Source organism: Pelagibius sp. Alg239-R121, from assembly GCF_947331435.1.
In the GTDB taxonomy this organism is placed as follows: domain Bacteria; phylum Pseudomonadota; class Alphaproteobacteria; order Kiloniellales; family Kiloniellaceae; genus Denitrobaculum.
In genome coordinates, this window is the sequence record NZ_CAMZOF010000003.1 from 1 (window position 1) to 13,462 (window position 13,462).

At 57.2% G+C, this 13,462-nt stretch carries 11 protein-coding genes; 2 read left to right on the plus strand and 9 right to left on the minus strand.

The annotated features are described in order from the left end of the window. Positions 1-226: 226 nt before the first annotated feature. The 6 genes from QMZ18_RS10490 to QMZ18_RS10515 all read right to left on the minus strand — a co-directional run bounded on the left by QMZ18_RS10490 (position 227) and on the right by QMZ18_RS10515 (position 7,760). Positions 227-1,105, minus strand: a complete 879-nt coding sequence (locus tag QMZ18_RS10490; RefSeq protein ID WP_282606247.1) for an SMP-30/gluconolactonase/LRE family protein — start codon at positions 1,103-1,105, stop codon at positions 227-229. 27 nt (positions 1,106-1,132) lie between these two features. Further along, complete coding sequence (locus QMZ18_RS10495; protein WP_282606248.1) at positions 1,133-2,074, minus strand: 3-keto-5-aminohexanoate cleavage protein; 942 nt, start codon at positions 2,072-2,074, stop codon at positions 1,133-1,135. A gap of 70 nt (positions 2,075-2,144) precedes the next feature. Beyond that, entirely contained in the window at positions 2,145-2,939 is a 795-nt protein-coding gene (locus QMZ18_RS10500) for an SDR family oxidoreductase (RefSeq protein ID WP_282606249.1), read from the minus strand. A gap of 2 nt (positions 2,940-2,941) precedes the next feature. Then, positions 2,942-5,020: an ABC transporter permease gene (locus QMZ18_RS10505; RefSeq protein WP_322097186.1), complete on the minus strand. Its 2,079-nt coding sequence runs from the start codon at positions 5,018-5,020 to the stop codon at positions 2,942-2,944. Beyond that, the gene (locus QMZ18_RS10510; protein ID WP_282606250.1) at positions 5,017-6,558 is read right to left on the minus strand and encodes a sugar ABC transporter ATP-binding protein; all 1,542 of its coding nucleotides are present in this window, start codon (positions 6,556-6,558) and stop codon (positions 5,017-5,019) included. The genes QMZ18_RS10505 and QMZ18_RS10510 overlap by 4 nt, the downstream gene beginning before the upstream one ends. Positions 6,559-6,635: 77 nt before the next feature. After that, a complete protein-coding gene (locus QMZ18_RS10515) occupies positions 6,636-7,760 on the minus strand; it encodes a sugar ABC transporter substrate-binding protein (RefSeq protein ID WP_282606251.1) in 1,125 nt (374 codons plus the stop codon). 51 nt (positions 7,761-7,811) lie between these two features. Between QMZ18_RS10515 and QMZ18_RS10520 the strand changes: the two genes are divergently transcribed. Next, on the plus strand, positions 7,812-8,579 hold the full coding sequence (locus tag QMZ18_RS10520; protein ID WP_282606252.1) for a GntR family transcriptional regulator: 768 nt from the start codon (positions 7,812-7,814) through the stop codon (positions 8,577-8,579). Positions 8,580-9,165: 586 nt separating this feature from the next. On the opposite strand, the gene QMZ18_RS10525 is transcribed toward QMZ18_RS10520, so the two are convergent. Next, positions 9,166-10,833 (minus strand): acyl-CoA dehydrogenase family protein, encoded by a 1,668-nt coding sequence (locus QMZ18_RS10525; RefSeq protein ID WP_282606253.1) that lies wholly within the window; start codon positions 10,831-10,833, stop codon positions 9,166-9,168. Positions 10,834-11,262: 429 nt separating this feature from the next. Here QMZ18_RS10525 and QMZ18_RS10530 point away from each other — a divergent pair, with 429 nt between their 5' ends. Then, positions 11,263-11,865, plus strand: a complete 603-nt coding sequence (locus tag QMZ18_RS10530; RefSeq protein ID WP_282606254.1) for a hypothetical protein — start codon at positions 11,263-11,265, stop codon at positions 11,863-11,865. A gap of 77 nt (positions 11,866-11,942) precedes the next feature. Here the strand turns inward: QMZ18_RS10530 and QMZ18_RS10535 are convergent, their stop codons facing one another. After that, entirely contained in the window at positions 11,943-12,827 is an 885-nt protein-coding gene (locus QMZ18_RS10535; RefSeq protein WP_282606255.1) for a LysR family transcriptional regulator, read from the minus strand. Between the two features lie 19 nt (positions 12,828-12,846). Beyond that, a complete protein-coding gene (gene leuD / locus QMZ18_RS10540) occupies positions 12,847-13,452 on the minus strand; it encodes a 3-isopropylmalate dehydratase small subunit (protein ID WP_282606256.1) in 606 nt (201 codons plus the stop codon). Between the last annotated feature and the right edge of the window lie 10 nt (positions 13,453-13,462).

Sequence of the window (13,462 nt, forward strand, 5' to 3'; positions counted from 1 at the left end):
GCGTGACCCGGATGAGCGACAATGACCCGAAAGAAACAAGGAAAACGAGCTTGACCCAAACGCCCAATTAGAGAAGCGGTCGTTCACTAGCATTGCCAATATCGCGGGTGCGGAACACCGAACCGGACGTTCGCCGCATGTGCTAACTAGACGGATAATCAGTGGTCCGAATGACAGATTTCCGATTAGACCTGCCGGAATTTTTGCGGTTTTGGATGTATTGCGTCTACACCCCAAAACGTGGTTCGGGTACGCCCTTGATCCCCAGATCATAGATTGCGAACAGGCTGCCGCGTTGGACACCGTCGCCGGGGAAGCGCGGTAAGGGTGGCTTGGCCATGGAGGTGACAAAAAGAATGTCCATATTCGGCCCACCGAAGTTGAGGCTGGTGACTTTCTTGACCGGCATGTCGATCACACGATCGAGGCTGCCATCGGAGGCATAGCGCAAAAGCTTGCCGTCATAGACCAGTGCGTTCCAGAGATAGCCTTCGGCATCCACGGTTGACCCATCCGCCGCACCGCCACCGCTGCCATCGACCGAAGCAAATGTCCGGCGGTTAGAGACCGCACCCGTTTCAATGTCATAATCATAAGCCCAAATGTCGCCGATCCAGGTGTCCTGAAAATAGAAGGTCTTGTCGTCCGGACTGAAGCAAGGGCCATTTGAGCAGATGATACCCTCATCCACCTTGGTCACGCTGAAATCAGGGTCAACGCGGTAGAGCGTGCCTGAGGGGCCTTCTTCCATTGTGTCCATTGACCCGGCGAAGAACCGGCCGCGGCGATCACATTTGCCGTCATTGAGGCGGTTGGCGGGCAGGTCTGGTTCAGGATCGTGGAAAAGTTCACACTCCCCGGTCTTGAAATCGAGCCGGTGAAACCCGCTCTGAAGACTGACGATCGCGCCGTCGCCATCTTTGCGCAGCGCCATGGAGCCGATCTTGCCTGGTACATCCCACGCACGGATCTCGGTTCCCTCGGCGGTGCAGCGAAACACGCGGCCATCCATGGAGTCGATGAAATACAATCTTTGTTGTTCCACATCCCACACAGGGCCTTCACCAAGTGTGGTTTTGACGTCCAGCAAAACCTCGATCCGCATTTGAATTCCTCCCTCCAATTTCAGTGCTCAAAAAGCCACCTGATCGCCGCCTTTGAGCGACAGGATTTCACGCGCCTCATCCGGTGTGGCAACAGCTAACCCAAGCCCTTCTATGATCTGGCGCACTTTCTTGACCTGCACGGCGTTTGACGTGGCCAGTTCGCCCTTGCCGGCCCAGATACTGTCTTCCAGCCCGACCCGGACGTTTCCGCCAAGGGCTGCCGCCTGCGCGGCGATACGGAACTGGTTGGAACCAGCACCGAGCACCGACCACCGGTAGTCGTCGCCGAACAGCCGCTCGGCGGTGCGTTTCATATGCATGACATCCTCGGGGTGAGGGCCGATACCACCCAGAAGACCAAATACCGATTGCACGAAGAACGGCGCCTTGACCAATCCCCGGTCAGCAAAATGCGCTAGGTTGTAGAGATGCGAAATGTCATAGCATTCGAACTCAAACCGGGTGCCATTTCCGTAACAGGTCTCAAGGACATACTCGATGTTCTTGAAGGAGTTCCGAAATACTAGATCACGCGAACCTTCCAGATGCGCCCGCTCCCAGTCAAATTTGAATTCTTTGTATTTGTTCAAAAGTGGGAACAACCCGAAATTCATCGATCCCATGTTGAGTGAGGCAACCTCGGGCCTGTAGGCAGCCGCAGGACGAACACGCTCTTCCACCGTCATATAAGGGCTGCCGCCTGTGGTGATGTTGATCACGGCGTTGGTGCCTTGTTTGACACGCGGCAGAAAGGGCGCGAATGCCTCGGGACTCTGATCAGGTTGCCCGGTGTCGGGGTTGCGCGCGTGCAGATGCAGGATTGACGCGCCGGCCTCCGCTGCGGCAATTGCCTCTGACGCAATCTCGTCCGGGGTGATCGGCAGGTGCGGGGTCATGCTTGGAGTATGGATCGCGCCGGTGACAGCGCAGGTGATGATGACTTTTCCGCCTTGTTTATGCGTTGTCACTTGGGGAGTTCCTTCCTGGTCATTTTCTTGCATTCAATCCGCATCCAGTGATCGCGACGCGCAGCATGGTTCAGAGAGTCTCCACGTTTCCGTCAACGGCCAGCGATTGTCCAGACAGGTTGGCACCGGCGTCCGACAGCAGGAAGGCAACGGTGCGCGCGACGTCTTCCATCGTCACCATCCGGCGAAGGGATGTCTTTTGCAGATAATCTGCCTCCATGTCCGCATAGCTGACTCCTGTTGCCGTTGCGCGGTCGCGAATGACGCCCTCAATGCGCGGACCTGCGACAATTCCCGGCAGAATCGCGTTCACCCGGATGTTTTGCGGACCCAGCTCTTTAGCCAGGCTCTGGGTCAGGCCGATAACGCCGAATTTGGCCGAGGAATAGGGTGTGCGAAACGCATAGCCATGTTTGCCCGCCGCTGACGACATGCTGACGATGGAGCCGCCGCCCGCAGCCCTGAGCATCGGAACGGCACGACGTGCGCAGAGGAATTGGCCGGTCAGGCAGATGTCAATGCATCGCTTCCAGTCATCGACAGTAATGTCCTCAATACCACCGGTGGGTCCGGCAATTCCGGCATTGTTGATCAACGCGTCCAGTCCGCCCAATTTTGTTCCGATCAGATCAAAAAATCCGTCCACAGCAGCCGGATCGGACACATCCGCCACAATGAACGGGCAATCGCCCAACTCGGAGCGGGCAGTTTCGAGCGCGCGGGCATTAACGTCACAAATCGCAACTCTGGCACCCTGTGCATGAAGGGTGCGCGCAATGGCCAGCCCGATGCCGCCCGCTCCGGCCGTGATGGCAACACGCTGGTCCTTCAGGCCCGGTAGGCGCATGACTTCGCTGTCAGGCATGATTATGTAGTCCTTTTTTCGCGCAAGGCGATCACTGCCGCGAGAATGACGAGGCCGAAAAATACCGATCGGAAGGCGAACGGAAGTGTTGTTCCGGCCAACAGAGTTTGCATTGCGGTCAAAAGCAGCGCACCGCCGAACATGCCAATATAATGCCCACGCCCGCCAGTGATCAGCGCACCGCCAACCACGACCACGGCAATTGAGGGCAACAGATAATCATCCCCCATTCCAAGGCTCGCCTGCCCTGAGAACCCGGTCAACAAGATGCCAACCAGCGCCGCGCAGACCGCCGACATGATGTAGACGCCGATCAGGGTCTTGCCCGTATTCACGCCCGACAGACGCGCGGCAATCTCGCTGTTTCCGATGGCATAAAGGCGACGTCCAAAGGCTGTACGACCCAACAGCAGGACGGCTCCGATTACAAAAACCGCGAGCGCGGGAATGATCGGTGTGATCCCCGCGATCTCACCGGTCATCATCCAGCGTAGCGCCGGGGCAGCAAATCCATCTGGCGTGCCGTTTGAATAGATCAACGCGGCACCCTGCAGGAGGCCATTCATCGCCAATGTCACAACGATGGGTGACAGTCCCAATGCCACGACGCCCAGACCGTTCAGAGTGCCGATGGCAACAGAAACGATGAGCACGACAGGTATCGCGAAGATCAACGCACCGTTAGAACCGTGAACGATACCTGCGACCAGAATGCCCGACAAACCAATCATCCAGGGCACCGAAAGATCAAGGCCGCCGGTCAGGATCACCGCCCCCTGTCCAAGCGCCAAAATGGCGAGGAAAGACGAAAGAACCAGCAGCGCATCCCAGTAACGGAAACTGGTGAAGACATTGCCGAGCACCATCTGAGTGACGACCAGCACAATCAGCAGGCACGCAAAGGCGGGCAGCGTGTATCGCAACATCACACCATTGCGGATCCAAAAGCCGGGAGCCGGATGTTCGGAAGCCTTTGAATGTGCGGCAAAGCGTAATCGATTGTCTGCTGTCGCGCGTTGTGAAACCAGCGTGCCTTTGCGTCGGGCCGCCAAATACTCCCTTGCTCCTCGCAACTTGTGCGCCAAGGGACTGTCTTTCGACATTGACCCGGCCAGCACAGCAAGTATCAGCACGGCGCTTTCCGCAATTGTCGAATAGTAGGCTGAAACGTTGAGTGACAAGAGAATATTGACAACCACCATCAAGATGTAGGCGCCAAAGACGGTGCCAACCAGCCCGCCCTTGCCGCCACCCAGCCGCGTGCCGCCGATCACCACGGCCGCGAATGTCGGCAGTAACAGTGAATTCCCGATCAGTGGATCGCCCGAGCCGGTCTGGGCGCTAACAAAGACGCCTGCCAGGCCATAAAGTCCGCCTGCCAGCACATAGGTAAAGAATATAATCCAATTGGTGCGCAAACCGGTGGCGGTGGCGGCCTCGGGGTCACTGCCAACCGCATAGAGCGCCAGACCGAAAGGCGTGCGTTTAAGCCAGAGCCAAAGCAGAATGACGGCCCCGATCAGGACAATCGAAGTCGGTAGGACATTGGGGATGGCGTCGCCCATATAAACGGCACCGATTGAAGGCGAGATAAAGCCGCCGGGCTTGTCCAAAACCAAAAGGGTAAGCCCTTGAACGATGAACATGGTCGCCAGCGTCACCACAATCGGCTGCAGCCGTAAAAAGCCGATGAAAAAGCCATTGAACGCGCCGACGCTCATGCCAACTGCAACGCCGATCGCTGTCCACAAAGGCACGGAGGCATCGAAATCCGTCGAGTCCATCTGGCTGGCCAGAACGGCATTTACCAATGACACGACGGCGCCTGCCGACAGATCAAACCCGCCCGACAGGATCACCAACGTTTGCCCCATCGCGGCAAGCGATGTCGTCGCACCGCCGCTGGCCATGAAGGAGATGTCGAAGTAGGACAAGGGATAGGGGCTGATCGCGCTGGTCAGACCCAGTAGGACAATCAAAACCGCAAAGGTCATCACTACAGGACGGCCGTGGCCTAATTCACGCCAAATCCAACTTTTGCGCGCAGCCGGGGCAGGCATCTGGATTTCGGGATTACTCACGCCGCATCCTCATGATCGCCCGGCACGCCGCCCAAAGCCAAATGCATGATACGCGTCTCGGAAATCTCGTGCTGCTCCAACCACGCTGTCATGTGCCCCTCGTAAAGAACACCAACGCGGTCGGACATGTGCACCAACTCGGGGATTTCCGTGGAATGGAACAGGACGGCCCCACCAGCCGAGGCGAAGTCGCGCATCAATGCGTAGAGTTGGTGTTTCGTGCCGACATCGATGCCACGGGTCGGATCGAACAGCAGCAGAATACGACTTTGCGCAACCAGCCATTTTGCGATTGCGATTTTCTGCTGATTGCCGCCCGAAAAGGCGGTGACGGGCAGGTATTGCGCCCGAGCTGTCACCTGAACCGCGTCAAAGGCTGTTCGCGTTGCCACGGCCTCGGCTTGCGGGTCAAGAAGCGCTCCACTCCGGAAACGATCAATCACAGGCAGGCTTGCATTCTGTTTGCCGGTCAGCGTCAGGAACAGACCCTGGGTCTTACGCTCTTCCGGCACCAGACCAATGGCAATTGAGGGATGTAATGCATCTGCGGGCGATCTTAGATGGACCGGCGCGCCATCAACACGCATCTCGCCGCTGTCTATCGGGATGTTGCCAAACAAAGCTGCAAACAGATCGTTTTGCCCCATGCCCTGCAACCCAGCCACACCAAGGATTTCACCTGAATGAAGACCGAAACTGATATTGCGCGATTTGACCCCGGCGGACAGGTTGCAGGCCTCCAGGACCGGCGTACGGCTGTCCGCGTGGGTCTCACCCCTTTCCGGGAAGGCGCTTTCGACTGATCGACCGACGATCAATTCAAGAATTTCTTCATCCGAAATCTCGTCCACGGGTATGGTCTTAATATGCTGGCCATTACGCAAAATGGTCAGGGTGTCACAAAAGGCGCGCACTTCCGGCATCCGGTGCGATATGAACAAAATGGTGACACCGCGCGCCTTGGCACCGGCAATAATCCCGCCCAGCCATTTGACATCGTCGCCGGTCAGTGCCGAAGTCGGCTCGTCCAGCAACAAAATCCGCGGGTCTCGATAAAGGACGCGGGCAATCTCAATCTTCTGGCGAGTGGCCAGATCAAGTTCTCCGGCCAAAGCGTCAATTTCAATATTCAATCCCAGCTCGCCGAAATGGGCGGAAACTGCATGGGCAGCCTCGGCGCGTTTCAGCATTGAGATTGGATTGGTCGCCCCTTTGGGAAGTAACATGTTGTCAAGAACACTAAGGTCCGCGATCAATGTCAGTTCCTGAAACGCCGTTTGAATACCCGACGCATGCGCGTCGCGCGGAGATTTCAGCGAAACTTCGCGACCATCAACCAGGATCGTGCCGCTGTCGGGTCGGATGAGGCCGGACAACAATTTCATCGTTGTTGATTTCCCAGCGCCGTTTTCACCCAGAACCGCGTGAACACTTCCCCGTTTCACACTGAATGAGACGCTGTCATTCGCAATCGTGGGCCCGTAAGCCTTACTGACATTCACGACTTCGATGACAGGATGGAGGCTCTCTTCAGACATTCGGAATTCCCGGCGCGAGTGACATTTACACCCGACGCCTCTCAGCGTCGGGTGTTGTTGGACATCGTATCAATCTCTTAAGGTTCAGGCTGTCCGACAAGCGCCGCGTTCAAACCCACCTCGGGCAGCTCTTGCGAAAAGATCGAGGCAAACCAGCCCGGGTTCGAGACAAGCGATGGCAGGAAGGCATTGCAGCCTGCTTTTTGCTCTTCCCACGACCCGGTCTTGCACAGCAGAATCGTTTCACTTGTTACAATCGGAAGAGGCAGCGTCGTCACGTCTGGCACCTTTTTACCGTCCAGCACGTCGACCGCAAGTTTCAGCGCCAATGCACCTGAATAGGGTGGCGATGCATAGGAAATACGTGGTGCCCCCATTGGCGTGTAGGGGCCATTAGCGCCCTCTACTTCGGTATCCGCCGGCAACATCTGAATACGACCGCCATTTGACCCTTCGCCCGCACATGGCAGCAGATTTTCGGCAGCTGCTCCCGCCTCTAACTGCATCGCGTTTGCGGTAAAGCAACCGACCTGCATCCAAAGTCCATTAATGCTATCCCAGTCGCGCGTGGCTAGTATTTTAGACATTTCGGTGCGTGCAACCGCCTGACTCCACATGCCAACAGCTTCGCCGACCACATTGATGCCGTCGTGCTGGGCGAACACCTCTTTCGCAGCCGCCGTACGCGCCGCGTCAACCGAGGTTCCGGGCACGCCGGTAATCATCACAACGTCGCCCTGACCGCCCATCTTCTCCACCAGCCATTCAGCTGTCACGCGGCCCGCTTCAAGCTGATCGATGGTCACATTATAGGCGCAGGGTTCAGAAATCTCGCCATCATAGGCGATGATGGTGACACCTTTGTCGCAGGCATTCTTAACCACATTGTTCAGCGCGGTTGGTGAGATCGGGTATACCACAATTGCATCCGCACCCGCCTGCACCATGGCATTGATCTGCTGGATCTGGCGCTGTGCATTCGGCCCGGCAACCTGCACCTGCAGATTGATGCGCTCGGCGTAGTTAGAATGTGACGCCAGCGCCTTGACCATATTGGCGGCTTCCGCCTGCCAGTCATTACCGATGTAGCTCATCGATAAGTAGATATCGTATTTTTCCTGCGCAAAGGCTGATGTCGCAGTGATCGCAGACATGCCCGTCGCTATGGCCAAACCGGCCACGGTTTTTCTGAAATTGAACATGGTTCCTCCCATTTTCCGTCGGTGTTTTCCCGTTCGTCTTAATATTGATCATTGATCTTTGATCAAAAGTCAATAAGCTTTCAAAACCCAAACCCGAAGGTTAAAAGGAACCCGCTAGTCAAGGACCGTGCCATGAGTTCCGCGTTAAACACCGTCAAACCTGTCCGCCGTAAAACACTTCAGACAGAAGTGTATCAGCAACTTTGCGAGTTGATTCTGGAAGGCAATCTTGCACCCGGCGAATCGATCACCGTGGCCAGCATTGCCAAGGCTTTCGACGTCAGCCCCATGCCCGTGCGCGAGGCGATTTCCCGGTTGATGGCAGGGGGGGCATTGACAGTTGTCTCGGGTCGATCAATCGGTGTTCCCCAACTCGACAGGGACGTTTTCTCCGATTTGAGGAACGTGCGTCTTGAAGTCGAATCCTTATGCATCCGATGGGCAGTTGACAATTCCACGCCTGAGTTCAAACGTGACATCGAACGCAAATTGGACGCCATGATTTCCGCGGAACGCGCCGGTGAGGTAAAGGGATTTCTCCACGCAAATTATGATTTTCATTTCGCGATTTACCGACAGGCAGGTTCACCGGTGTTGCTCGAGATAATCAGCAATATCTGGTTGCGCATAAATCCCTATTTCCATCTTCTGCAGAAATTCGGGCACTACAAAATATCCAACGAACAGCACCGGGAGATTGTTAGCGGCCTTGTCGCTGGGAATACAGAACGCGCAGTCAACGCGCTACGCGAGGATATCAACAGTGCCTATAACATTATGGTGGCAGCCAACTTCGACATGGAAAACACGGACGCGTAATTTACCGAACCCGACTCATCAATGAATTTCGGCCATCAACCAAGTGTCATTGTCCGCCCGAGGTCGTTGGATCTGGCAAACTGTGTGTACCGATACATCCAATTTTTACCAGGCAGAAACGGATTGGCGTGGAATCAACTTTTTTCGAATTAGTAACGCCAGCTTTCCTAAGTGACACCAACCTTTTGCAGCAGCAGCAAACAGTGCACACCCACGAGGTTTTCGAAAGTCTCACACCCATCCAATGACCGGTTTTAGCGTTTAGTTTCAGAATGGCTGTAGTGCGGCATTGGGTAAAGTGGACTCGAAGCCGACTTACGGCGCCGAAGTGAGAAGCCCGGTTTAAAGATCGCCTGAATGTCGGCTTTTAACATTGCTGTATCACTGGCTCGCGTTTGCGGCGAATTACGGCACCCCCCTCATTGTCCAAACGCATATGTATCCGTCCGGCGGGTTTGTCCCACAAAGCGGACCTGCGCCCGTCCGCGCTTCCATCCGATGTGTCATCGTGGTTCAAGAGGGATCTGAAATGCGTGACACACTGGATCTGCTCTAAAGGGGCGATAGACCTCCGCTGGCCACGGCGCTAGAGCTTCGGCCTGCTGCGTTCGGCGATGGCGGCGCAGGCGACACCGGTCGGCAGGGTACCGTAGCTGCGGCCCCAGTCGTCGGAGAGACGGCTGGCGCAGAAGGCGTCGCTGATCTCCGGCGGGGCGACCTTGAGCAAAACCGCTCCCTGCAGACAGATGGCCAGTTGTTCCGTGATCCGCCGGGCGCGAAGCTCGATGTCATTCGGGTCGGTCAGCATGTCCTTGAGTCTGTCCAGGGCGATGCCCAGGCGGCGATCGGCGGAGCGGCTTTCCTCGATCTCGTCGAGCAGGACATAGATCGATTCCGGTTCGCGCTGCATGGCCCGCAAGACGTCCAGGCAGATGACGTTGCCCGAGCCTTCCCAGATGGAGTTCAGCGGGGCTTCACGGTAAAGGCGCGGCAGAATCGAATCTTCCACATAGCCGGCGCCGCCAAGGCATTCCATCGCTTCGTAAATCAGGTTCGGCGCGCGCTTGTTGATCCAGTATTTTGCGATTGCCACGGCAATCCGGGCGAAGAGACGGGCGCCTTCGCTTTCGCTGCTCTCGTCGAAGGCGCGGGCGACGCGCATGACCAGGACGCTGGCCGCTTCGGATTCGATCGCCAGGTCCGCCAGGACATTTTGCATCAGGGGGTGCTGGTTAAGGTGCTTCTGAAAGGCGGAGCGGTGGGCGGCGTGATGGCTTGCCTGGGTAACCGCCTGCCGCATAAGGCCGGCAGGCGCCAGGCAGGTGTCCAGCCGCGTGTGATGCACCATCTCGATGATGGTTTTCACGCCGCGGCCTTCTTCGCCCAGCATGCGGGCCCAGCTGTCATGATACTCGATCTCGCTGGACGCGTTGGCACGGTTGCCCAGCTTTTCCTTCAGCCTCTGAATGAAGATCGTGTTTCGCGTGCCGTCCGGCCGCCAGCGCGGAACCAGGAAGCAGGAAAGACCCTTTTCGGTTTGCGCCAGGGTCAGAAAGGCGTCCGACATGGGGGCCGAACAAAACCACTTATGTCCGTGCAGCAGATATTCGCCGCCGGGACCGCCGCCGTTGATTGCGGTGGCGGTTGTGGTATTGGCGCGCAGGTCCGATCCGCCCTGTTTTTCCGTCATCGCCATGCCCAGCGTGGCGCCGGTTTTCTCCGTGGCCGGGATCATCCGCGAGTCGTAGTGGGAGGAGGTCAGGCGCGGCTCCCACTCCCCGGCGATTTCGGGCTGGACGCGCAGCGCCGGGACGGCCGCATAGGTCATGGTCATAGGGCAGCAAACGCCCGCCTCGACTTGTGAGAAGAGGTATTCCATCGCAGCATGGGCGACATGACCGCCGGACTGATTTGCCGTCCAGGCAATTGAGGGGACGCCATATTCGAACCCCAATCCCATCAGGGCGTGATAGGCGGGATGGTACTCGACCTCGTCGATGCGCTGGCCGGAACGATCGAAGGCACGCAGTTCCGGCGGATGGCGGTTGGCGTCCTCTCCCAGCTTCAGTCCCTGCGTGCCGCCGAGCGTGGCGCCCAGCGCGCGCAGCTTTGTCTCGGCCCAGCCGGCGCCCTCGCGCGCCACGGCGTCGCGAAGAACGACATCCTGTTCGAAGAGATTGATGTTTTCGAGCGGCGGAACCTGATTGGAGACGTCATGAGTCGCCAGATGGGTCATCGGATCGCGTGCTGACATGGCCCTGATCCTTTCTTCCGAACGGAAAGAAACAACTATGTCATGATCTTATACCAAGGAGCGTTGATAATGACTCATAGAGACGTCTTTACGCGTCTTTCAGATAGGAGCGAGCGGCGCAGCGATGCGGGGTTCGCAAGCCGGTGCATCGGAAGCCGCACGGGACGCAGCCTGAAAGTCGTGCGAAGCCGCCGTTTCGGTTGTCTACAGGGACCTTCGGAGGTCGGCGTCGAAAGGCCTTACCGATACTGCCGTATCGCCGGCGCCCCTTCTCCTGCCCGAAGGCCCCTATAGACAATCTCTATGGGGCATTATCAACGCTCCTTGGTATAGGCTATGCTTGAAGTCGGCACCAATGTTAAAAGCTGGGCACGACGATCTGCGGCGGGACCGCGGGACGTTGAAATTTGATAAGGGCGGTGAAAGCGAATGCGTGAAGTTCTTGAAGGAATCCGGTCCTGGTCCCGTCTGTCCGAACCGCACGGTTATGACTTCAACGGGTACTTTTTGACGCTGCCGTCGGGCAATCTGGTCATCGATCCGGTGGACCCGGAGGAAGCCGACCTTGAACGGATGGTCTCCGAAGGCGTCGCAAAGATTTTGCTCACCAACCGCAACCACAGCCGTGCCGCCAATCGTATCCGCGAGGCCACCAAGGCCCAGACCCTGATCCATGCCGACGATGTGCGCCACGCCAGGTCCCAGGGCTGTGAGGTCGACGGCGAACTCACGCCCGGATCGCAGGTCGGTCCGCTCCATATCCTGTCCGCTGCCGGAAAGTCGCCCGGCGAGGTGGTGCTTTACTGGCGCGAGCGGCGTCTGGCCTTTATCGGCGATCTGGTGATCGGCAACCCTCCGGGACGCTGTTCGTTGCTGCCCGACGAAAAGATGGATGACCCAGCGCGGTTGCGTGCCAGTGTGAAAACACTGCTGGATCTCGAGCTCGATTGCCTCCTGATGGGCGACGGCGTTTCGATCATGACCGATGCCAAGGCGGCTTTGCGGGAGCTGGTGTCCGGCTTTTCCGATTAATGTAGCCGCCTGATCCACGATCGCTTCCAGCGCCTTGCAACATAGAAGTTCGACGAAGGCAGCAACGCTCCTTGGTATTAGACGGCGGTTGTTCTTACGGTGTCGACGAATCTTTTTACGGTGTCAGAGTTTCCCGACTTCCGAAACGCGACATACAGCTCGATTAGGTTTTCGCATGGTTCAAACGGGACGAAGGAAACGCCAGGTGGGGCGATATTCTTGACCCAGGCCGGTGCCAACGCAATCCCGAGCCCGTGGGCCACGAACTGCAGCAGAGTGGACTTGTCGATGATCTCGCAGACAATGTTTGGTTGGGCGCCGATTTGCCGGAAACCCTTCCACAATGCCTCGTGCAGGATTGGTCGCGCGTGCTTGGGATAACCAACGATCGGTTGGTCGGCGATATCAGATGTGGAAAGGGACGCAGAACCTGAAAGCGGGTTGGTATCGGCAAGGACCACCACGATGGGCTGACTATGCAAAAGTTCGCTAGTAATGAATTCGTCTTCCTGAGATGTCCGTACGAAGGCCACATCTGTCCGATGGCCGATCAACTCCTGGGAATGCTGTTCAGAGGACGAGATTTCCAATACCTGCACATGGACCTTCGGATCGATCTGGCGAAATGCAAGGAGAGCCCGGGGCAACAACATCGAAATTGCCTCGTCGACGCCGCTCACGCGGATGTGGCGTAGGTCAGACTCGGCGGTGTGGCGAACACTGGAGACCGACCTTTCGATATCGGCAAGGATCCTTCTGGCATCCTGGACGAACTCCGACCCGGCTTGGGTCAGGCTGACTTGCCGGGTCGTTCTGAAAAACAGCCGGGCGCCGAGATCGTGTTCCAACGCGGAGACCCGTTCAGACAGAGCGGATTGGCTCAGCCCCAAACGTTCGCCTGCTCTTCGGAAGTGCAGTTCTTCCGCGACGGCAACGAAGCATTCCAGTTGTCTGATGTCCAATCCGTTACCCTTTGTTCGTTTATTTGATGACGCTTACCCGCATTCTGTGCTCCAAACCGGCCTCAAAATCGCGGATCGCACCTGCATGTTCCAGTGAGTCAAGCGTATCATCGCGACCTCGTATCAGCGACGTTCGTGTGGCATCGCCCATCTCGAAAGGCACCGAAATTTCGCCTGCCGTTATCGTTCGGCTATCAAGGTCAATCGATATCTCGGCACCGCTGGTGTTGCCGGCGAATTGCAAGAGAGCGTCCCGTGTCTCGGGGGAAACAACCGGCAGTGCAAGACCATTTTTGCGGGCATTGTCGTAAAAAATCCCGGCGAAACCTGTCCCGATGCAGGCCCTGATTCCAAGCTGGCGCATCCCCCAAACGGCATGTTCCCGGCTTGAACCACACCCAAAATTGTCGCCGACAACCAAAATCGTGGCCTGCGTCCAAGGCGCATTGTTCAAGATGAATTCCGGGCGCTGTTGACCAGCGTTGTCAAAGCGCAGGTCGGCAAAAGTGCCGTCGGCCAACCCTTCGCGGGTGATCGTGATCAGAAACCGCTTAGGCATGATCACATCGGTATCGACATTGGCCAGTGGCAATGGGGCGGCGATCCCTTTGATGGTTTTCGTCATCTGCGTGTCT

Bases quoted from the DNA above. Each gene is read 5' to 3' on its own strand.
- QMZ18_RS10490 (WP_282606247.1), bottom strand. From the start codon at position 1,105: ATGCGGATCGAGGTTTTGCTGGACGTCAAAACCACACTTGGTGAAGGC.
- QMZ18_RS10500 (WP_282606249.1), bottom strand. From the start codon at position 2,939: ATGCCTGACAGCGAAGTCATGCGCCTACCGGGCCTGAAGGACCAGCGT.
- QMZ18_RS10510 (WP_282606250.1), bottom strand. From the start codon at position 6,558: ATGTCTGAAGAGAGCCTCCATCCTGTCATCGAAGTCGTGAATGTCAGT.
- QMZ18_RS10515 (WP_282606251.1), bottom strand. From the start codon at position 7,760: ATGTTCAATTTCAGAAAAACCGTGGCCGGTTTGGCCATAGCGACGGGC.
- QMZ18_RS10525 (WP_282606253.1), bottom strand. From the start codon at position 10,833: ATGTCAGCACGCGATCCGATGACCCATCTGGCGACTCATGACGTCTCC.
- QMZ18_RS10530 (WP_282606254.1), top strand. From the start codon at position 11,263: ATGCGTGAAGTTCTTGAAGGAATCCGGTCCTGGTCCCGTCTGTCCGAA.
- leuD (WP_282606256.1), bottom strand. From the start codon at position 13,452: ATGACGAAAACCATCAAAGGGATCGCCGCCCCATTGCCACTGGCCAAT.